This is a genomic window from Streptomyces sp. NPDC049837, assembly GCF_040674455.1.
Classification (GTDB): Bacteria; Actinomycetota; Actinomycetes; order Streptomycetales; family Streptomycetaceae; genus Streptomyces.
The window spans coordinates 412,565-431,240 of the sequence record NZ_JBFAMP010000003.1; the positions used below are offsets into that span (position 1 = coordinate 412,565).

An 18,676-nucleotide genomic window follows, 5' to 3' on the forward strand; every position below is an offset into this window, starting at 1 on the left:
ACGGCCCACCCAGCCGTTCAGGATCACGAGGAGCCCCCCATGAGACACCCCAAGGCCGTGCTGGCCGCTGCCCTCGGCCTCGCCGCCGCCCTGACCGCCGTACCGGCCGCGACCGCCACCGCCGCCCCTGCGCCCACCACTGGTGCGTCGTACGCCGCGTACGCCGGGTCCGCCGAGGACGCCAAGGCCAACCGGGCGTTCTTCGAGGCCGTCATGGAGTCGGTCGCCGAGAAGCGCGCCGCCAACCCGGGCGCGCAGGCCGTCACCGTCGTCTACTCGGCGGCCAACGCCCCGAGCTTCCGCACCCAGATAGCCCGCTCCACCCAGATCTGGAACAGCTCGGTCAGCAACGTGAAGCTCCAGGAGGGCAGCAATCCGGACTTCCGGTACTACGAGGGCAACGACTCGCGTGGCTCGTACGCCAGCACCGACGGTCACGGCCGGGGCTACATCTTCCTCGACTACCGGCAGAACCAGATCTACAACTCCACCCGCGTCACCGCCCACGAGACCGGTCACGTCCTCGGCCTGCCCGACCACTACTCCGGCCCGTGCAGTGAGCTGATGTCCGGCGGCGGCCCCGGCCCGTCCTGCCAGAACGCCCAGCCGAACGCCCAGGAGCGCGCCCGCGTCGACTACCTGTGGCAGAACGGCCTCGCGGCCGCCCTGGCCAGGGTCTCCTAGCGCGGTACCTGTCCGGTGGGCAGGCCGCGAGCCGCGACCGGCCCACCGGGCCCACGGGGCGTCAGGCCACAGTTCGTGCGCGGTACGCGTCAGGCCGCGGCCTCCGCGCCCTCCAGGAACGTGCGGCCGAACCGGGTGCCGGGCGGCAACTGGCGCAGGATGCGGCCGAGGGCCTGGTCGAAGTCACCGCCGGCGAGGCCCGATTCGTACGCCGCTCCCCCGCAGTGCAGGGTCAACTGAAGATCCACTCGCTCGGGTGAGCCGTCGGACAGCGCTTCACCCAGCGCCAACAGGCAGCTCAGCGTGGCGTGTTGGGTGGTGCCGTCGGTGAGAACCGGCAGCGGCAGGTCCCACTCCAGTACGCAGCCGGCCAAGGGCAGGCCGCCGTTCTCCTCCGCCGCGCGCAGCCCGTCAAAGCTCGCGCCCGCGTACTCCACGCCCCTGATGCGGGTGGCGATGCGCCGCCCGTCCGCCGCGATCGTGATCGCTTCCGCACCGCGGCGGTCCCGGTACCAGCCGGTCCAGACTTCCGTCGACTCCGATGACATGGCGCGGACTGTAGCGGTAGGACCGCCTCCGACGTGCGGCCGGTCACCCCCGGAGCCTGACTTCAGCCGGTCTTGGCGCTCTTGCCCGGCTCGTCCTCCGGCGCCTCGGCGTACCGCTCGCACTCGGGGTTGTGGCATGGCCCGGGCTCCCACACGGGGGCCCACACGCCGAGGATCTTGCGTCGCTTGAGGACCGTGCCCACAGGCTGTCCGCAGCTCGGGCACTGACGCTCAGGCCCTGCCGGCGGGCGGTGGACGGTCTCACGTCCTTCGCTGCTGCCCATGGCCCCAGGATATGGCGGTTTCGGCGGTCCGGACAGGCGGCGGTCAGCTCCTCCTGCTGTACCAGCGGACCACGACCCCGTTGTCGAAGGCGCGCACGGCGTCCAGGCCGAAGTCGTCGACGGCGAAGCCGCTGCCGAACATCGGCATGCCGGAGCCGTACACCTGCGGGTAGGTCTTGATCACCAGCTCGTCGATCTCGTCGACGAGCTCACCGGCGATCCGAGAGCCGCCGCACAGCCAGATGCCCAGGTCACCGTCCTCGGCCTTCAGCTCCCGGATCCGCTCCACGAGGCCCTCACGGACGATCTCCACATTGGGGTGCGGGGACTCCTCGATCGTGGAGGAGGCGACGATCTCGCGCAGGTGGCCGTACGGGCTGGGGAGGCCGGCGTCGAGGCCGAGCTGGTAGCTGCCACGGCCCTGGACGACGGTGTCGAACCGCTTGTTCTCCAGGCCGTCGAACCCCAGGGCCTTGCGCCCCTCGGCCGAGACGGTCTCGGGGTACTCGCTCTTCAGGAACTCCAGGAATTCCTCGTCGACGTACCGCATGAAGGAGCTGGCGTCGCCACCGGGGTCGCCGATGAAGCCGTCGATCGAACAAGCGACGAAGTAGGTCAGTTTTCGCACGTCATGTCCTCTGTGTCAGGTGAGGCAGCGGAGCTCGCGACCACGACAGTCATAGTGCTTCAACTGAAGTGGTTACGCAAGTGTTTTCGACGTACACGGGCACGGGAACGTGCCCGCCCGGTCGAAATCACCGGACGGGCACGTCCACGGCCGGCCGGGTCCGCCCCGCGCCCCCGCCGCCACGGGGACGTCACCGCCAGCGGCTGACCTCCACGTTCTCCAGCACCCCGAGCGCGTCCGGCACGAGGATCGCCGCCGAGTAGTAGGCGGTGACCAGGTACGAGATGATCGCCTGCTCGTCGATGCCCATGAACCGGACCGACAGGCTCGGCTCGATCTCGTCGGGGATGCCGGTCTGGTGGAGGCCGATGACGCCCTGCTCGTCCTCGCCCGTACGCATGCAGAGGATCGAGGTCGTGCGGGCCTCGGAGACCGGGATCTTGCTGCACGGGAAGATCGGCACGCCGCGCCAGGCGGGGATCTGGTGGCCCGCCACCTCGACCGAGCCGGGGACCAGGCCCCGCTTGTTGCACTCGCGGCCGAACGCGGCGATGGCGCGCGGGTGGGCGAGGAACATCTTGTTGCCGCGGCGGCGGGAGAGCAGCTCGTCCATGTCGTCCGGGCTGGGCACGCCGTCGTGCGGCTGGAGCCGCTGCCCGTAGTCGCAGTTGGACAGCAGGCCGAACTCCTTGTTGTTGATGAGCTCGTGCTCCTGGCGCTCGCGCAGCGCCTCGACGGTGAGCCGCAACTGCTGCTCGGTCTGGTTCATCGGCTGGTTGTACAGGTCGGCGACCCGGCTGTGGACCTTCAGCACGGTCTGGGCGACGCTCAGTTCGTACTCGCGCGGGGAGGCCTCGTAGTCGACGTACGTGTGCGGGACGACCGCCTCGCCGACGTGGCCGGCCGACAGGTCGATGGCCTTCTCGCCGTACTTGTTGGTGCGCTGCTGCGGCAGGGACGCCAGGGCCTGGAGGTGGCCCGCCAGCGACTCGGCGCGCTCCGCCAGGTTCGTCACGTCGGCGCGGGTGAGCTCCAGCACGGTGCACGCGGTCGCGGCCCGGGCCGTCCACTCCCAGGTGGCGTCCCGGTCGGCGAGGCACCCGTCGCCGAAGTACGCGCCGTCGGCGAGGACGCCGAGCACCGCCTCGTCGCCGTACGGCCCGGTGCCGACCTGCTCCACCCGGCCGTGCGCCAGCAGGAACACCCGGTCGGTCTCCGCGCCCGCCTCGACGATCACCTCACCGGGCGCGAACTCCCGCTGCGTGCACCGCTGCGCCAGCTCCGTGAGCGCCGCGTCGTCCTCGTACGTGCGCAGTGCCGGCAGCTCCCGCAGCTCGTTCGGGATCACGGCGACCCGCTCACCGGTCTGCACGAACGTCACGCGCCCGTCGCCCACCGAGTAGCTGAGCCGCCGGTTCACCCGGTACGTACCGCCCTGCACCTGCACCCACGGAAGCATCCGCAGCAGCCACCGGGAGGTGATCTCCTGCATCTGCGGAACCGACTTGGTGGTGGTCGCCAGGTTCCGCGCGGCGGCCGTGCCGAGGCTCTGCTGCGGCTGTGCCTGCTCGGAACGGGTCTCCTGGCCAACCGGACCAACCGACATGAACATCCCTCTCGATCATGGACTGACCTTCTGAGGAAAAGCCTTTCAGCACGGTCCGTGGCGGCGCCATTACACAAATGAGCGAGACTGCTTCGTCACCCACGGGGCATGACATGCGTTTCCCCCTCCCCCTCAGCCCCAGTCGGCGCTGTCCGGATCGGCTCGCACGCCGTCCGAACACCGTGACCGCCCGCGCCGGCTCCGCGTGGCCGGGGTAAGACCTCGGCAGGCACAACACGAAGGAGGCGGCGTGGCCCCACCCATGTCCGCGAACGGCTTTCTCGACGCGCTGCGCGACGAAGGCCTCACCGTCGTCGAGGTCGGCGACTGGCGCACCCACAACCGCAACCACAAGGGCCCTTGGGGGCCGGTCCACGGCGTGATGATCCACCACAGCGTCACCAAGGGCAGGGACCACACCGTCCGCATCTGCCGGGACGGCCGCCCCGGCCTGCCCGGCCCGCTCTGCCACGGGGTGATCACCAAGGACGGCTGTGTCCACCTCGTCGGCTACGGCCGCGCCAACCACGCCGGCCGGGGCGACCGCGACGTGCTGCGCGCCGTGATCGCGGAGAAGGCGCTGCCGCACGACAACCAGGCGAACGTCGACGGCAACACCCATTTCTACGGGTTCGAGTGCGAGAACCTCGGCGACGGGAAGGACCCGTGGCCCGAGGCGCAGTTGCTGGCGATCGAGAAGGCGGCGGCCGCGATCTGCCGCCGGCACGGCTGGACCGCCCGTTCGGTGATCGGCCACCTGGAGTGGCAGCCGGGCAAGGTCGACCCGCGCGGCTTCTCCATGAAGACGATGCGGGCACGCATCGCGGAGAGGCTGAAGTGACAATGGCCGGGTGAACGCGCTCGACCTGTCCTCACTCGGCCCGCTGCTCCCCTCCCCCCTGGAGCCGGTCGAGGACGAGCGCTTCACCCGGCACGGCGTGCGGCTGCTGCTCAAGCGCGACGACCTGATCCACCCCGGCCTGCCGGGCAACAAGTGGCGCAAACTCGCCCCGAACCTCCTCGCCGCCGCCGGGCGCCCGGTCCTCACCTTCGGCGGCGCCTACTCCAACCACCTGCGGGCCACGGCCGCCGCCGGCCGTCTGCTGGGCTTCCCCACCACCGGGGTCGTACGCGGTGAGGAACTCGCCGGCCGGCCGCTGAACCCGTCGCTCGCGCGGTGCGCGGCGGACGGGATGCGGCTGGTGTTCGTGGACCGCGCCACGTACCGCGCGAAGGGCGACCCGGAGGTGCTGGCGCGCGTCCTCCGGGAGGCTCCGCCCGGCAGTCGCGTCGTCCCCGAGGGCGGCAGCAACGCGCTCGCGGTGCGCGGCTGTACGGAGCTGGGGCGGGAGCTCGGCGCCGGCGGCGTGGACGTGGCGGCGGTCGCGTGCGGGACGGGCGGCACGCTCGCCGGGCTGGCGGCCGGGCTGGGCGCCGGCCGCCGCGCGATCGGTGTGCCGGTCCTCAGGGGCGGGTTCCTGGGCGCGGAGATACGGACCCTCCAGGAGGCGGCGTTCGGCGGCCCGAGGGGCGACTGGAGCCTCGACGAGCGGTTCCACTTCGGCGGCTACGCCCGTACCACCCCGGCCCTGGAGGCGTTCGCCACCGACTTCGAGGCACGGCACGGACTCGCCATCGAGCGCATATATGTCGCCAAAATGCTGTACGGGCTCCTCACCCTCGCCGAGGAGGGCGCCTTCCCGCCCGGAACCACCCTCGCGGCGGTGATCACCGGCCGCCCCGACGCCCCCGGCCACCCGGACCCCGGTCAGCCCTCGGGGGCCTCCCGGTAGGCGGCCGCCTCCTCCAGGTCCAGCCGGCGCAGCAGGGTCCGCATCATCTCGTCGTCGATGCGCCGCTCGTCCCGGAGCCGGACGAACACCTCGCGTTCCGCTTCGATCATCTCCCGGGCGAGCCGCCGGTAGGTGTCGTCCGCCGACTCGCCCGTGACCGGGTTGGCCGCGCCCAGCCGCTCCCAGACGGCGTTGCGCCGCCGTTCCAGGACCGTGCGCAGCCGGTCGGCGAGAGGCTGCGGCAGCGCGTTGCGCTCATCGGCGAGGAGCCCCTCCAGGCGCTGCTCGGCGGCGCGCGAGGCCTCGCTCTGCGCCTGTGCCTCGGCCAGCGTCTCGGCCTGCGCGTCCCGCCCCGGCAGCTTCAGCGCCCGGATCAGCGGCGGCAGGGTGAGGCCCTGCACCACCAGGGTGCCGATCACCGTGGTGAACGTCAGGAACAGGACCAGGTTCCGCGCGGGGAACGCCTCCCCCGCCGTGGTCACCGGGATGGAGAAGGCGATCGCCAGCGACACCACGCCCCGCATCCCCGCCCAGCCGACGATCACCGGCGAGGTCCACCCCACGCCCGGCTCCCGCTCCCGCACGCGGCGGGACAGGGCGCGGGGCAGATACGTGGCCGGGAAGACCCACACGAACCGGACGACGACGACCGCGAGGAAGACGCCCGCCGCGTACAGCGCGGCCTCCCCCATCCCGTACGTACCGAGCTCGCGCACCACGTGCGGCAACTGGAGCCCGATCAGTGCGAAGACGGACGTCTCCAGGAGGAAGGCGACCATCTTCCACACGGCCTCCTCCTGGAGGCGGGTGGCGAAGTCGACTTGCCAGGAGCGGTGCCCCAGGTACAGGGCCACCACGACGACCGCGAGGACACCGGAGGCGTGGACGCGCTCGGCGGCCGCGTACGCGACGAACGGGATCAGCAGCGAGAGGGTGTTCTGGAGCAGCGGCTCGCGCAGGGACCGGCGCAGCCAGTGGATCGGCACCATCAGCACCAGGCCCACGCCGATGCCCCCGAGCGCCGCGAGGGCGAACTCGCCGATCCCGCCGGCCCAGCTCACGCCCTCCCCGACCGCCGCCGCGAGCGCCACCTTGTAGGCGGTGATCGCGGTGGCGTCGTTCACCAGGGACTCGCCCTGGAGGATCGTGGTGATCCGGCCGGGCAGCCCGAGCCGCCGGGCGATCGCGGTGGCCGCCACCGCGTCCGGCGGCGCGATCACCGCGCCCAGCACCAGGGCGGCGGTCAGCGGCAGGCCGGGCACCATCAGGTGCGCGAGGTACCCCACCGCGAGCGTCGCGAAGAGCACGTACCCGACCGACAGCAGGGCGACCGGCCGCAGATTGGCCCGCAGGTCCAGGTACGAGGAGTCCAGGGCGGCCGTGTGCAGCAGGGGCGGCAGGACCAGCGGCAGCACGATGTGCGGGTCCAGGGTGTAGTCGGGCACCCCCGGCACGTAGGAGGCCGCCAGTCCGGCCGCCACCAGCAGCAGCGGTGCCGGCACCGGCGTCCTCCGCGCCGCGCCCGCGATCGCGGCGCTCACCGCGACCAGCGCCACCAACGGCAGTGCGTCCATCGTCTCCCCACTCCGGGTCGGTCGGATGCAAGGCGTTCCGCCCCCTGCCACCCACGGCCGGCGACCACCGAGGCCCCTGCCTCGGTGCGCCACGAGGGCGGCGCCTCAGTACGCTGGCCATCATGCGCGAGTGCCCGCACGTGGCCGAACTGCCACGGCCCGAGCCCACCCCCCTGACCGAGACCTGTCCGGAGTGCGCCGCCGACGGTACGCACCCGGTGCAGCTCCGGCTGTGCCTGCTGTGCGGGCACGTCGGCTGCTGCGACTCCTCTGCGGGGCAGCACGCCACCCAGCACTTCAAGGACACTGGTCACGCGGTGATGCGGACCTACGAACCCGGTGAGAAGTGGCGTTGGTGCTTTGTCGACGGTTCGATCGTGTGAGGCCTGGGTACGTCAACCCTCCGCCGGTTTCTCGCGATTGGGCCCCGCAGACCTCTAGCCACTGTGCGTACTCATGTGCCTACCATGAGTGACAGCCGCCGGACCGGGGGCCGACGGCGACACGGCACCATGGATCGCGATAGCGTCACCGCGGACTACGCATACCTGCGTACCGCACCGGTTCGGGGGAGGATCTTCCCCTCCCGACCCCCGAAAGAGCTTGTGCCACCTTGGAGGTGAGGGTGTCCCAGATCGCAGGCGAGCCCGGGACCCAGGACTTCGTGGAAGTCCGGCTGCCCGCTGCGGGTGCCTACCTGTCCGTGCTGCGTACGGCCACGGCCGGCCTGGCGGCGCGTTTGGACTTCACCCTCGACGAGATCGAGGACCTGCGCATCGCGGTCGACGAGGCGTGCGCGATCCTGCTCCAGCAAGCCGTGCCGGGATCGGTCCTGAGCTGCGTGTTCCGGCTCATCGACGACTCCCTGGACGTCACGGTCTCGGCGCCGACGACGGACGGCAGGGCGCCGGAGCGCGACACGTTCGCCTGGACGGTGCTCTCGGCACTGGCCGGCAAGGTCGACTCGTCCGTCGCCGACGACCGGACGGTCTCCATCAGCCTGTACAAACAGCGCGGCGCGGGACCCGGGCCGGCGTGAGGAACGGGGACGGTCCGGTGCGAGACGAGGAGCGCGGCCCGCGGGCGTTGAGCTCGATCCCGGAACAGCAGGCGCGGCCGCACCCGGTGGACGGTCTTTTGGATGAGCGGGCGGACCGGATGAACGAGCAGCAGCACACCCAGCACGATCCGCACGACCGCAGCGGCGCGAAGGCGCTGTTCATCGAGTTGCGCGGGCTGCCGGACGGCTCGCCCGAGCGGGCCGAGCTGCGCAACCGGCTCGTGCGGATGCACCTGCCGCTGGTCGAGCATCTCGCGCGCCGGTTCCGCAACCGCGGGGAGCCGCTGGACGACCTGACGCAGGTCGCCACCATCGGCCTGATCAAGTCCGTCGACCGGTTCGACCCCGACCGGGGCGTCGAATTCTCGACCTATGCGACACCCACGGTCGTCGGCGAGATCAAGCGCCACTTCCGCGACAAGGGCTGGGCGGTACGGGTCCCCCGCCGCCTCCAGGAGCTGCGCCTGTCCCTGACCACGGCCACCGCCGAGCTCTCCCAGATGCACGGCCGCTCCCCGACCGTGCACGAGCTGGCCGAGCGGCTCGGCATCTCGGAGGAGGAGGTCCTGGAGGGCCTGGAGTCCGCGAACGCGTACTCGACGCTCTCCCTGGACGTGCCGGACACGGACGACGAGTCCCCGGCGGTCGCGGACACCCTCGGCGCGGAGGACGAGGCGCTGGAGGGCGTCGAGTACCGCGAGTCCCTCAAGCCCTTGCTGGAGGACCTGCCGCCGCGCGAGAAGCGCATCCTGCTGCTGCGCTTCTTCGGCAACATGACCCAGTCGCAGATCGCCCAGGAGGTCGGCATCTCGCAGATGCACGTCTCGCGCCTGCTGGCCCGCACGCTGGCGCAGCTCCGCGAGAAGCTCCTGGTCGAGGAGTAACCCGCGTCACGCGCGGCCGCGGATCCCCAGGGCCCTCGTCGTCGCGGGGTGCACCAGCAGCACGAGCGCCGTCACGGCGGCGGCCGCCAGGGCGATCCCGCCCGGGATCGCGGCGCTGTCCGCCTGGAGGAGCGTCCAGGCGACGGGCAGGGCCATGAGCTGGGTGATGATCGCCGGGCCGCGGCTCCAGCTACGGCACAGCAGCAGTCCCCGCGCGGCGATCAGCGGGATGAGGCCGAGCGCCACGAGCGTGGCACCGCCCGTCAGGGCCTGCGTGAGGTCGTCGGGCCGGCCCGTGAGACTCGTCACGAGCAGGTACGCGCCCCCGGCGAACAGGGCGAGCGCCTCCAGACCGGCCACGGCCGCTGCGGCGGTGACCCGGACGGGACGCGAGGCGGAAGAGGGGTGCTCGGCGGGTGTCTGCTGCGTACTGCTCACCCTCGCAGGGTAGCCGCCGGCCCCGTCCACGGACCGGGCCGGGGCTGGGCTCCGGTACCGCGCGGTAGGTAACCTGGCGGGCATGCGCGCACTCCTCGTGGTCAATCCGGCAGCCACCACCACCAGTGCCCGCACCCGTGACGTGCTGATCCACGCGCTGGCCAGCGAGATGAAGCTGGAGGCCGTCACGACCGAGTACCGGGGCCATGCCCGTGACCTCGCCCGCCGGGCGGCCGAGTCCCGGGACGTCGAGCTGGTCGTCGCCCTCGGGGGTGACGGCACCGTCAACGAGGTCGTCAACGGTCTGCTGCACCACGGCCCCGACCCCGACCGGCTGCCGCACCTCGCGGTGGTGCCCGGCGGGTCCACCAATGTCTTCGCCCGCGCGCTCGGCCTGCCCAACGACGCCGTCGAGGCGACCGGCGCCCTGCTGGACGCGCTGCGTGAGCGGCGCGACCGCACGGTCGGCCTCGGCCTCGCGGCGGGCACGCCCGGCACGGAGGACGAGGCGGTTCCCGCCCGCTGGTTCACGTTCTGTGCCGGTTTCGGGTTCGACGCGGGCGTGATCGGCCGGGTCGAACAGCAGCGCGAGCGCGGCAAGCGGTCGACGCACGCGCTCTACATCCGGCAGGCCATGCGTCAGTTCCTGGACGAGCCGCACCGCAGGAACGGCGTGATCACGCTGGAGCGCCCCGGCCACGACCCGGTCCACGATCTTTCGCTGTCGATAGTCTGCAACACCGCGCCCTGGACCTACCTGGGCAATCGTCCGGTGTACGCGTCACCCCGGGCGTCCTTCGACACCGCGCTCGACGTGCTCGCGCTGAGCCGGCTGTCGACCGCCTCCGTGGCCCGGTACGCGACCCAGCTCCTGACGTCCAGCCCGGAGCGCGGGCCGCACGGCAAGCACGCCCTCTCCCTGCACGATCTGACCGACTTCGCCTTGCATTCGAAGGTTCCGCTGCCCTTCCAGATGGACGGAGACCACCTGGGGCTACGCAGCAGCGTGACGTTCACAGGCGTTCGTCGTGCACTGCGTGTGATTGTGTGAGTGGAAGGGCCCTTGGTCCTTTATCTCGAACGTATGGGCCAGGGTCCACCCCATAGAAGTACGGCTGTGACCTAGCCGACACCGAGGAATCAAAAAAAACTTTCCGGAAGGGGTTGTATCCGCCGCCGAGGTTTGCGAATCTCTACATGGCGATCGGGACGGCCCGCAGCACCGGCCTCCAGTGAAAGCCAGAACCCCTCCTCAAATCCAGGACCACACCAGTTCATCTGGCGGTCGGCCCTTCACTTGTTGAGGGATTCGTGAAAGCGTTCACATTCACAAGCAACCTGCATGCAACACCAAGGAGAGGTAGCAGCCATGGACTGGCGTCACAACGCCGTTTGTCGTGAGGAAGACCCCGAGCTGTTCTTCCCCATCGGCAACACCGGTCCTGCGCTGCTGCAGATCGAGGAAGCCAAGGCTGTCTGCCGTCGCTGCCCCGTCATGGAGCAGTGCCTGCAGTGGGCGCTCGAGTCCGGCCAGGACTCCGGCGTCTGGGGTGGCCTCAGCGAGGACGAGCGCCGCGCGATGAAGCGCCGCGCCGCCCGGAACCGGGCGCGTAACGCCAGCGCCTGAGCGACGCCACCGCTACGAGCCTGAAGCCAGGCGGCGCGTACAGCGTGTACGCACTGACCCGCCTCCCGAGCCGCAGCGCGCAGCAGTAACCCAAAGCGTTCGAGCCCCGGACCGTCTCCCACGGTCCGGGGCTCGCTGCTATTTCTGGGGCGTCACCGGGATGTCGAGCACGACCCGCGTACCGCGCCCGGGGGCGGGCTGCATGTCGAACGTACCGCCCAACTCCCCCTCCACCAGCGTCCGTACGATCTGGAGGCCGAGGTTGCCGGCGCGCTGCGGGTCGAAGCCCTCGGGCAGGCCGCCGCCGTCGTCCTGAATGGTGATCAGCAGACGGGCGTCACGGGCGCGCGTGTCGCCGCGTACCGCCGAGACCTCGACCGTGCCGTGTTCGGCCGGGGCGAAGGCGTGCTCCAGGGCGTTCTGGAGGATCTCGGTGAGGACCATCGAGAGCGGGGTGGCGACTTCGGCGTCGAGGATGCCGAAACGGCCGTTGCGGCGGCAGGTGACCTTGCCGGGAGAGATCTCGGCGACCATCGAGATGACCCGGTCGGCGATCTCGTCGAACTCGACGCGCTCGTCCAGGTTCTGCGACAGCGTCTCGTGCACGATGGCGATGGAGCCGACGCGCCGCACCGCCTCGTTGAGCGCCTCGCGGCCCCGGTCGGAGTCCATCCGGCGGGCCTGGAGCCGCAGCAGGGCGGCGACGGTCTGGAGGTTGTTCTTCACCCGGTGGTGGATCTCCCGGATGGTGGCGTCCTTGGTGATCAACTCGCGCTCGCGCCGCCGCAGTTCGGTGACGTCGCGCAGCAGCACGAGCGAACCGATGCGCGTGCCCTTGGGCTTGAGGGGGATCGCCCGGAGCTGGATCACCCCGCCGTTCCCCTCCACCTCCGTCTCGCGCGGGGCGTAGCCGCTGGCCAGCTTGACCAGGGCCTCGTCGACCGGGCCCCGGGAGGGGGCCAGTTCGGCGGTGATCTGGCCGAGGTGCTGGCCGACCAGGTCGGCGGCGAGGCCGAGGCGGTGGTACGCGGAGAGGGCGTTGGGCGAGGCGTACTGGACGACGCCGTCGGCGTCGAGGCGGATCAGTCCGTCACCGGCGCGCGGGGAGGCGTCCATGTCGACTTGTTGCCCCGGGAAGGGGAAGGTGCCGGCGGCGATCATCTGCGCCAGGTCCGAGGCCGACTGGAGGTAGGTCAGCTCCAGCCGGCTGGGGGTGCGGACGGTGAGCAGGTTGGTGTTGCGGGCGATCACTCCGAGGACGCGGCCTTCGCGGCGTACGGGGATGGACTCGACCCGTACCGGGACCTCCTCGCGCCACTCCGGGTCGCCCTCGCGCACGATCCGGCCCTCGTCGAGCGCGGCGTCGAGCAGGGGGCGGCGGCCGCGCGGAACGAGGTGGCCGACCATGTCGTCCTGGTAGGAGGTGGGGCCGGTGTTGGGCCGCATCTGGGCGACGGAGACGTACCGGGTGCCGTCCAGGGTGGGGACCCACAGGACGAGGTCGGCGAAGGAGAGGTCGGAGAGCAGTTGCCACTCCGACACCAGCAGGTGGAGCCACTCGAGGTCGGACTCACTCAGAGCGGTGTGCTGGCGTACGAGGTCGTTCATGGAGGGCACATGTGCGAGCGTACCCGGGCACGGGAGCCTGGTGTTCTGCCGGTGGGTGAGGGAGTATGGGCGATGGATTATCGATCGCATGCTCAGTTCCATGGACAGACCGGATTGGTCTAGTCCACAATGACGATGTGAACATGTAACCATGTAAGGCTTCCGCCCTCCCCGCACAGGAGGGTGGATCGAGGTACCCGGCGCTCTCTGCCCTGACTGCGCCGAGTCCTCCACACGGCCGCGGGACCGCACACCCGACGGCCGGCGCAACTCCGGGCTGCGGTGCCGGACGGGTTGAGGGTCCCGTCCTGGCGCCGCGGCCCGTGGGTGTTTCACGGGCGCTTTTCTCCGGGGTGCGCGCCGGCGTCAGTGCGTCTCGGTGACCTTGGCGAGGGCGCGGGGGGCGTCGGGGTCCTGGCCACGGGCGATGGTGACCTCGTAGGCGAGGAGCTGGAGCGGCAGGATCTCCAGGATCGGCTGGAGCTCCTCGGGGAGCCCCTCCGTGGGCAGCACGAAACCGGCCGAGGCGGCCGCGACCTGCGGGCGGGGCCCGATGACGACGAGGTCCGCGCCGCGGCCGCGGAGGCGGTCGAGTACCGGCTGGAGCGCGGCGCCGCCCTTGCCGTCGGGGACGACCGCGATGACCGGCGAGATGTTGTCGACCATGGCGAGCGGGCCGTGCAGCAGGTCGGCGCCCGAGTAGGCGAGGGCGGGGATGTAGCTGGTCTCCATCAGCTTCAGCGCGGCTTCCTTGGCCGTGGGGTAGCCGTATCCGCGAGAGGTGATCACCATGCGCTCGGCGAACCGGTAGCGGCCGGCCAGGGCGCGGACCTCGGGGCGGCGGTCCAGGACCTGGGCCGCCAGACCGGGGACGGCGCGGGCGGTGGCGGCCCCGCCGTCGCCGCGCAGGCCCTCGACGAAGAGGTAGAGGGCGAGCAGCGAGGCGGTGTAGGTCTTGGTGGCGGGCAGCGCCTTCTCCGGGCCGGCCAGGATGTCGATGTGGTGCTCGGAGACCGCCGCGAGCGGCGAGTCCGGGTTGTTGGTGACGGCGAGCGTGACCGCGCCCGCCTCCCGGGCCGCCTGGGTGGAGGCGACCAGGTCCGGTGAGCCGCCGGACTGGCTGACCGTGATGACGAGGACGTCGGTGAGGTCGGGCTTCGCGCCGTAGGCGGTGGTCGTCGACATCGACGTCAGCCCGCAGGGCAGGCCGAGGCGGATCTCCAGCAGGTACTTGGCGTACAGGGCGGCGTTGTCCGACGTACCGCGTGCCGTGAGCAGGACGAAGCGGGGTCCGCGCGCCTTGACGGCCTCCGCGACGGTACGGATGGCCGGCGCGCCCTGCTCCAGGATCCGGCGCAGCACGGCGGGCTGCTCGGCCATCTCCCCGGACATGATCCGGCCCGGCTGGTCGCTCATGCGCACAGTCGAGCACGGGCGCCCGAGAAGCCGCCAGTCGGGAGGGCCATTCTGCTAGATTGGTCTATACCACATACGTCACTCCGAGATGGGCAGGCCCAGCGTGGAAGTTGTCATCGTCCAGGACGCCAAGGCAGGCGGCGAGCTCATCGCCGAGGGCATCGCCGGCCTTCTGCGCCGCAAGCCCGACGCGCTGCTCGGCGTGGCCACGGGCTCCACCCCGCTGCCGATCTACGAGGCGCTCACCGCGAAGGTCCGGGCGGGCGCCGTGGACGTCTCGCGCGCCCGGGTCGCCCAGTTGGACGAGTACGTCGGGCTGCCGGCCGGGCACCCCGAGTCGTACCGCTCCACCGTGCTGCGCCAGGTCGTCGAGCCGCTCGGGCTGAGCCCCGACGCCTTCATGGGCCCCGACGGCTCCGCCGAGGACGTCCAGGCGGCGTGCGAGGCGTACGACAGGGCGCTGGCCGAGGCGGGCGGCGTGGACCTCCAGATACTCGGCATCGGCACCGACGGGCACATCGGCTTCAACGAGCCGTGCTCCTCGCTCGCCTCCCGCACCCGCATCAAGACGCTGACCGAGCAGACCCGCGTCGACAACGCGCGCTTCTTCGACGGTGACATCGACCAGGTGCCCCACCACGTCATCACCCAGGGCATCGGCACCATCCTGGAGGCCCGCCACCTCGTCCTCCTCGCCACCGGCGAGGGCAAGGCCGAGGCCGTGGCCCAGACCGTGGAGGGCCCGGTCGCCGCCCTCGTACCCGCCTCCGCGCTCCAGCTCCACCCGCACGCGACGGTCGTCGTCGACGAGGCGGCCGCCTCCAAGCTGAAGCTCGCCGACTACTTCCGCCACACGTACGCCAACAAGCCCTCCTGGCAGGGCATCTGAGCGCTGCGCCACGCGCGCGAAAGGGCCGGTACCCCGCATCGGGGTACCGGCCCTTCGCGCATATGTGCTCACGCCCCCGCGATGACCTCCGCCGCCGCGATCCCGCACACCCGCGCCGCCCCGTGCGTCGCGATGTGCAGCGCCCCACGCGGCGGTGCCTGGTTCACGCCCATCTCGACGACCACCGTGTCCGGGCGGGCCGCCAGCAGCGCGTCCAGCGCACCCGCCATCCACGGGTGGCGGTGGACGTCCCGGACGACCGCGACGATCCGCCGCTCCCCCGCGTCCCGCAGCACCCGCTCCACGGCCGCGTCGGAGGCGTACGCCCCCGTCGTCGTCCCCGGCAGGAGCCGCGCCAGCTCGGGGCCGACGCCCCAGGGGGTCTCGTCGCCGACGGCGATGTTGGCGACCGGGGTGAAGGCGGCGACATGGGCGGGGGCCGTGAACGGCTCGCGCGAGCCGGTGATGCTCAGCGCGCGCCGCGCGGCCACCAGGCCGATGTCGGTGCCGGGCGCGGTCCCCTCCTCTGAAGCCGCGCCCGGCTCCGTCCGGTCCCCCCTGGCCCGGTGCGCCTGGGTCCACGACGCCAGCGCGCGCACCCGCGCCGCCGCGTCGGCCAGCCGCTCCTCGGACAGTTCGCCGGTCCGTACCGCGTCGACCAGCGCGTCGCGCAGGCGCAGTACGGTCTCCTCGTCGGCCAGGCCGCCGCCGACGCACAGGGCGTCGGCACCCGCGGCGATCGCGAGGACGGAGCCGCGCTCGATGCCGTACGCCGAGGCGATGGCCTGCATCTCCATGCCGTCGGTGACGATCAGGCCCTCGAAGCCCAGCTCCTGGCGGAGCAGACCGGTGAGGATCCGCGGGCTCAGGGTCGCCGGGCGGTCCGGGTCGAGCGCGGGAAGCAGGATATGCGCGCTCATCACCGATTTGGAACCCGCGGCGATCGCGGCGCGGAAAGGTACCAGCTCACGCGCGTGGAGTGTGTCGAGGTCCACATCGATGCGGGGCATCGCGTGGTGGGAGTCGACGTTGGTGTCGCCGTGGCCGGGGAAGTGCTTGGTGCACGCGGCGACTCCGGCGCCCTGGAGGCCCTCGACGTACGCCACGGTGTGCCGCGCGACGAGCTGGGGGTCGGCGCCGAAGGACCGTACGCCGATGACCGGGTTGCCCGGGTCGGAGTTGACGTCGGCGGAGGGCGCCCAGTTGAAGTCGACTCCGCAGGCGGCGAGCCGGCGGCCGAGTTCGGCGGCCACGGCCCGGGTCAGGCCGGTGTCGTCGACCGAGCCGAGCGCGAGGCTGCCGGGGAAGGACGATCCGGTGCGCACCTCCAGGCGGGTGACGTCGCCGCCCTCCTCGTCGATCGCGACCAGGACGTCGTCCCGCTCGGCGCGCAGCCGGGCGGTCAGCGCGGTCAGTTGCCCGGGCGTGGCGATGTTGCGCCCGAACAGGCCCACCGACATGAGCCCTTCGCCGATGCGGCGCAGCAGCCAGTCGGGGGCGGTGGTGCCGGTGAAGCCGGGCTGGAGGACGGCGAGGGCGTCCCGCGTCAGCGTGGGGCTGCCCGGTACGAGAGTCGTCATGAGGGGCGTTATCCCTTCACTGCGCCGGCGGTCATGCCGCCGACGGCCCGGCGCTGGAGGAAGAGGAAGACGATGAGGACGGGGAGCGCGAAGAGCGAGGAGGCGGCCATGGTGGCCCCCCAGTCGTTGCCGAAGGCCGTCTGGAACTGGGTCAGCCACAGGGGCAGCGTCTGCGCGGCCTTGTCCTTGTTGAGGATCAGGACCATCGCGAACTCGTTCCAGGCGGTGATGAACCCGAACAGCGAGGTGGACATCAGGCCGGGCGCGAGGAGCGGGAAGATCACCTTGCGGAAGGCCTGGCCCCGGGTGCAGCCGTCGATCTGGGCGGCCTCCTCCAGCTCCACCGGGACGGCGGCGATGAAGCCGCGCAGGGTCCAGATGGTGAAGGGGAGCACCATGACGAAGTAGACGGCGGTCAGCAGCGGGATGCTGTTCAGCATGTCGCCGTCGCGGGCGATCATGTACATCACGATGACCATGACCTCCCAGGGGGCCATCTGGGCCATCATCACGCCCAGCACCAGGCCCTTGCGCCCGCGGAACTTCATCCGGGCGATGGCGAAGCTCGCGGCCAGGGCGACGACCAGGGCGAGGAGCACGGCGCCGATCGTGACGGTGAGGCTGTTGCCCACGTACGTCCAGAACAGGTCGACGCCGGTGGCGGTCGGGTAGTTCTCGAACGTGGGGGCGAAGAGGAACACCGGGTCCTTGCTGAGGATCTCGGACTGCGGCTTCAGCGACGAGCTGAGCATCCAGTAGACCGGGAAGACGAACAGCACGGCGAGGACGAGCGCGGCGAGGTTCTTGGCGACGGTCCCGGGCCGCAGCGGCTTCCTGCGGCGCAGGACCTGCGGGGCCCGGGCGGGTGTGGTGGTGGTGCTCACTGCTCCTCCTCCTGCTTCAGGATCAGGCGGAAGTAGAAGGACATGGCCGCGATCAGCATCACGATGGTCAGTACCGAGATGGCGGCGGCGACGCCGTAGTGGAACTGACCCTGGCCCTCGATGTAGGCGAAGACGGGGAGGGTCTCGGAGGCCCGGTCGGGGCCGCCCAGGTTCATCGCGTAGACCTGCGCGAACGCCTTGAAGACCCAGATGATCTCCAGGAACGTGGTGATCAGGAAGAAGGGCTTGAGGTTCGGGAAGACCACGGACCAGAAGGTCCGCCAGCCGTTCGCGCCGTCCATCTTGGCGGCCTCGTACAGCTCGCCGCCGACGGTGGTCAGACCGGCGTACATGTTGAGCGCGACGAACGGGATGGAGCCCCAGACCACCAGGAGCGTGACGATGACGAGGGTGGAGAAGCCGGTCTCGAACCAGTTGTGCTGCTCGTAGCCGGCGAAACCGAGCGTGCGCAACAGCCAGTTGACGACGCCGAACTGCTCGTCGAACAGCCACCGGAAGACGGTGACGGAGGCGACGATCGGCATGGCCCAGGCGAGCATCAGCGACAGCGACAGCAGCAGCCGCATCCTCTTGCCGAGCCGGTTGAGCAGCAGACCGATCAGGGTGCCCGCGGTCATGATCAGGACGACGTTGGCGGCCGTGAAGACGACGCTGCGGACCACGACGGTCCAGAACTCCGAGTCGCCCAGGAGCTGTGTGTAGTTCTCGGCGCCGATCCACTCGGGCTTACGGGTGATCAGTTCCCTCCGGCCCACCTGCTGGAAGGAGAGGATCACATTGCGGACCAGCGGGTAGAGCAGCAGCACCGCCATGGAGAGGACGGCAGGGGCTATCAGCAGGTAGGGCAGTACCCCGCGGGGCAGGGAGCGTCTGCCGCGAGGAGGCTGGAGGACTTGGTTCGGGCCGGACGGGGGTGGCGGGGTCTTCGACGTCCCTGCCGCCCTCCCGGGCGCGTCCTGAGGAGGCGCGGCCTGAGGAGCGGCGCTCACCGCTCCCTGGGAGTCCACGGTCATGGTCTTCTTCCTCGCGGTTCTGGGCTGACCGGGTCATGACCCGGTGGTGCGACCGGCGTGGGGATACCGGTCGCACCACCGGGCGGCTGTGGCGACCGGCCGCGGGTCGCACCCCTGGGGCGCCCCGCGGCCGGTACGA

The 18,676-nt window shown here is 71.3% G+C and carries 20 protein-coding genes; 9 read left to right on the forward strand and 11 right to left on the reverse strand.

Annotation, left to right across the window (positions count from 1 at the left end; all coding sequences use genetic code 11):
• The first annotated feature begins 39 nt into the window (after positions 1 to 39).
• The gene (snpA, locus tag AB0J57_RS09780) at positions 40 to 684 is read left to right on the forward strand and encodes a snapalysin (RefSeq protein WP_366127510.1); all 645 of its coding nucleotides are present in this window, start codon (positions 40 to 42) and stop codon (positions 682 to 684) included.
• Between the two features lie 89 nt (positions 685 to 773).
• On the opposite strand, the gene AB0J57_RS09785 is transcribed toward snpA, so the two are convergent.
• The 4 genes from AB0J57_RS09785 to AB0J57_RS09800 form a co-directional block, all read right to left on the reverse strand.
• Positions 774 to 1,232: a DUF6304 family protein gene (locus AB0J57_RS09785; protein ID WP_366127511.1), complete on the reverse strand. Its 459-nt coding sequence runs from the start codon at positions 1,230 to 1,232 to the stop codon at positions 774 to 776.
• 62 nt (positions 1,233 to 1,294) lie between these two features.
• Complete coding sequence (locus AB0J57_RS09790; RefSeq protein ID WP_366127512.1) at positions 1,295 to 1,516, reverse strand: hypothetical protein; 222 nt, start codon at positions 1,514 to 1,516, stop codon at positions 1,295 to 1,297.
• A 43-nt stretch (positions 1,517 to 1,559) separates the two neighbouring features.
• On the reverse strand, positions 1,560 to 2,144 hold the full coding sequence (locus tag AB0J57_RS09795; RefSeq protein ID WP_366127513.1) for a dihydrofolate reductase: 585 nt from the start codon (positions 2,142 to 2,144) through the stop codon (positions 1,560 to 1,562).
• A gap of 190 nt (positions 2,145 to 2,334) precedes the next feature.
• Positions 2,335 to 3,750 carry a family 2B encapsulin nanocompartment shell protein gene (locus tag AB0J57_RS09800; protein ID WP_366127514.1) on the reverse strand — a complete coding sequence of 472 codons (1,416 nt, stop codon included), beginning with the start codon at positions 3,748 to 3,750 and terminating at the stop codon, positions 2,335 to 2,337.
• A 250-nt stretch (positions 3,751 to 4,000) separates the two neighbouring features.
• Here AB0J57_RS09800 and AB0J57_RS09805 point away from each other — a divergent pair, with 250 nt between their 5' ends.
• Both AB0J57_RS09805 and AB0J57_RS09810 read left to right on the forward strand, forming a co-directional pair.
• A complete protein-coding gene (locus AB0J57_RS09805; protein ID WP_366127515.1) occupies positions 4,001 to 4,591 on the forward strand; it encodes an N-acetylmuramoyl-L-alanine amidase in 591 nt (196 codons plus the stop codon).
• Between the two features lie 10 nt (positions 4,592 to 4,601).
• Positions 4,602 to 5,543 carry a pyridoxal-phosphate dependent enzyme gene (locus AB0J57_RS09810; RefSeq protein ID WP_366127516.1) on the forward strand — a complete coding sequence of 314 codons (942 nt, stop codon included), beginning with the start codon at positions 4,602 to 4,604 and terminating at the stop codon, positions 5,541 to 5,543.
• On the opposite strand, the gene AB0J57_RS09815 is transcribed toward AB0J57_RS09810, so the two are convergent.
• Complete coding sequence (locus AB0J57_RS09815; RefSeq protein ID WP_366127517.1) at positions 5,519 to 7,117, reverse strand: Na+/H+ antiporter; 1,599 nt, start codon at positions 7,115 to 7,117, stop codon at positions 5,519 to 5,521. The genes AB0J57_RS09810 and AB0J57_RS09815 overlap by 25 nt on opposite strands.
• A gap of 122 nt (positions 7,118 to 7,239) precedes the next feature.
• Here AB0J57_RS09815 and AB0J57_RS09820 point away from each other — a divergent pair, with 122 nt between their 5' ends.
• From AB0J57_RS09820 to AB0J57_RS09830, 3 genes are all read left to right on the forward strand, one after another.
• Positions 7,240 to 7,500: a UBP-type zinc finger domain-containing protein gene (locus AB0J57_RS09820; RefSeq protein ID WP_366127518.1), complete on the forward strand. Its 261-nt coding sequence runs from the start codon at positions 7,240 to 7,242 to the stop codon at positions 7,498 to 7,500.
• Positions 7,501 to 7,742: 242 nt separating this feature from the next.
• Positions 7,743 to 8,156 (forward strand): anti-sigma regulatory factor, encoded by a 414-nt coding sequence (locus AB0J57_RS09825; protein WP_073754203.1) that lies wholly within the window; start codon positions 7,743 to 7,745, stop codon positions 8,154 to 8,156.
• Entirely contained in the window at positions 8,153 to 9,061 is a 909-nt protein-coding gene (locus AB0J57_RS09830) for an RNA polymerase sigma factor SigF (protein WP_366127519.1), read from the forward strand. The genes AB0J57_RS09825 and AB0J57_RS09830 overlap by 4 nt, the downstream gene beginning before the upstream one ends.
• 6 nt (positions 9,062 to 9,067) lie before the next feature.
• Here AB0J57_RS09830 and AB0J57_RS09835 read toward each other — a convergent pair whose 3' ends face one another.
• Entirely contained in the window at positions 9,068 to 9,499 is a 432-nt protein-coding gene (locus AB0J57_RS09835; protein WP_366127520.1) for a hypothetical protein, read from the reverse strand.
• 82 nt (positions 9,500 to 9,581) lie between these two features.
• Here AB0J57_RS09835 and AB0J57_RS09840 point away from each other — a divergent pair, with 82 nt between their 5' ends.
• Together AB0J57_RS09840 and AB0J57_RS09845 are read left to right on the forward strand one after the other, a co-directional pair.
• The gene (locus AB0J57_RS09840) at positions 9,582 to 10,550 is read left to right on the forward strand and encodes a diacylglycerol kinase family protein (protein WP_366127521.1); all 969 of its coding nucleotides are present in this window, start codon (positions 9,582 to 9,584) and stop codon (positions 10,548 to 10,550) included.
• A gap of 318 nt (positions 10,551 to 10,868) precedes the next feature.
• Positions 10,869 to 11,126, forward strand: a complete 258-nt coding sequence (locus tag AB0J57_RS09845; RefSeq protein ID WP_003953983.1) for a WhiB family transcriptional regulator — start codon at positions 10,869 to 10,871, stop codon at positions 11,124 to 11,126.
• Between the two features lie 138 nt (positions 11,127 to 11,264).
• On the opposite strand, the gene AB0J57_RS09850 is transcribed toward AB0J57_RS09845, so the two are convergent.
• Both AB0J57_RS09850 and AB0J57_RS09855 read right to left on the reverse strand, forming a co-directional pair.
• Positions 11,265 to 12,734: a PAS domain-containing sensor histidine kinase gene (locus tag AB0J57_RS09850; RefSeq protein WP_366127821.1), complete on the reverse strand. Its 1,470-nt coding sequence runs from the start codon at positions 12,732 to 12,734 to the stop codon at positions 11,265 to 11,267.
• 366 nt (positions 12,735 to 13,100) lie between these two features.
• The gene (locus AB0J57_RS09855; RefSeq protein WP_366127522.1) at positions 13,101 to 14,150 is read right to left on the reverse strand and encodes an SIS domain-containing protein; all 1,050 of its coding nucleotides are present in this window, start codon (positions 14,148 to 14,150) and stop codon (positions 13,101 to 13,103) included.
• A gap of 103 nt (positions 14,151 to 14,253) precedes the next feature.
• On the opposite strand from AB0J57_RS09855, the gene nagB reads away from it, so the two are divergent.
• Complete coding sequence (gene nagB, locus AB0J57_RS09860) at positions 14,254 to 15,039, forward strand: glucosamine-6-phosphate deaminase (RefSeq protein WP_366127523.1); 786 nt, start codon at positions 14,254 to 14,256, stop codon at positions 15,037 to 15,039.
• Between the two features lie 68 nt (positions 15,040 to 15,107).
• Here nagB and AB0J57_RS09865 read toward each other — a convergent pair whose 3' ends face one another.
• From AB0J57_RS09865 to AB0J57_RS09875, 3 genes are read right to left on the reverse strand one after another with little or no spacing between them, the layout of a single operon-like run.
• Positions 15,108 to 16,619, reverse strand: a complete 1,512-nt coding sequence (locus tag AB0J57_RS09865) for a glycoside hydrolase family 3 protein (RefSeq protein ID WP_366127524.1) — start codon at positions 16,617 to 16,619, stop codon at positions 15,108 to 15,110.
• Positions 16,620 to 16,627: 8 nt separating this feature from the next.
• Complete coding sequence (locus tag AB0J57_RS09870) at positions 16,628 to 17,464, reverse strand: carbohydrate ABC transporter permease (protein WP_366127822.1); 837 nt, start codon at positions 17,462 to 17,464, stop codon at positions 16,628 to 16,630.
• Between the two features lie 35 nt (positions 17,465 to 17,499).
• Positions 17,500 to 18,537, reverse strand: a complete 1,038-nt coding sequence (locus AB0J57_RS09875) for an ABC transporter permease subunit (protein ID WP_366127525.1) — start codon at positions 18,535 to 18,537, stop codon at positions 17,500 to 17,502.
• Positions 18,538 to 18,676: the final 139 nt, after the last annotated feature.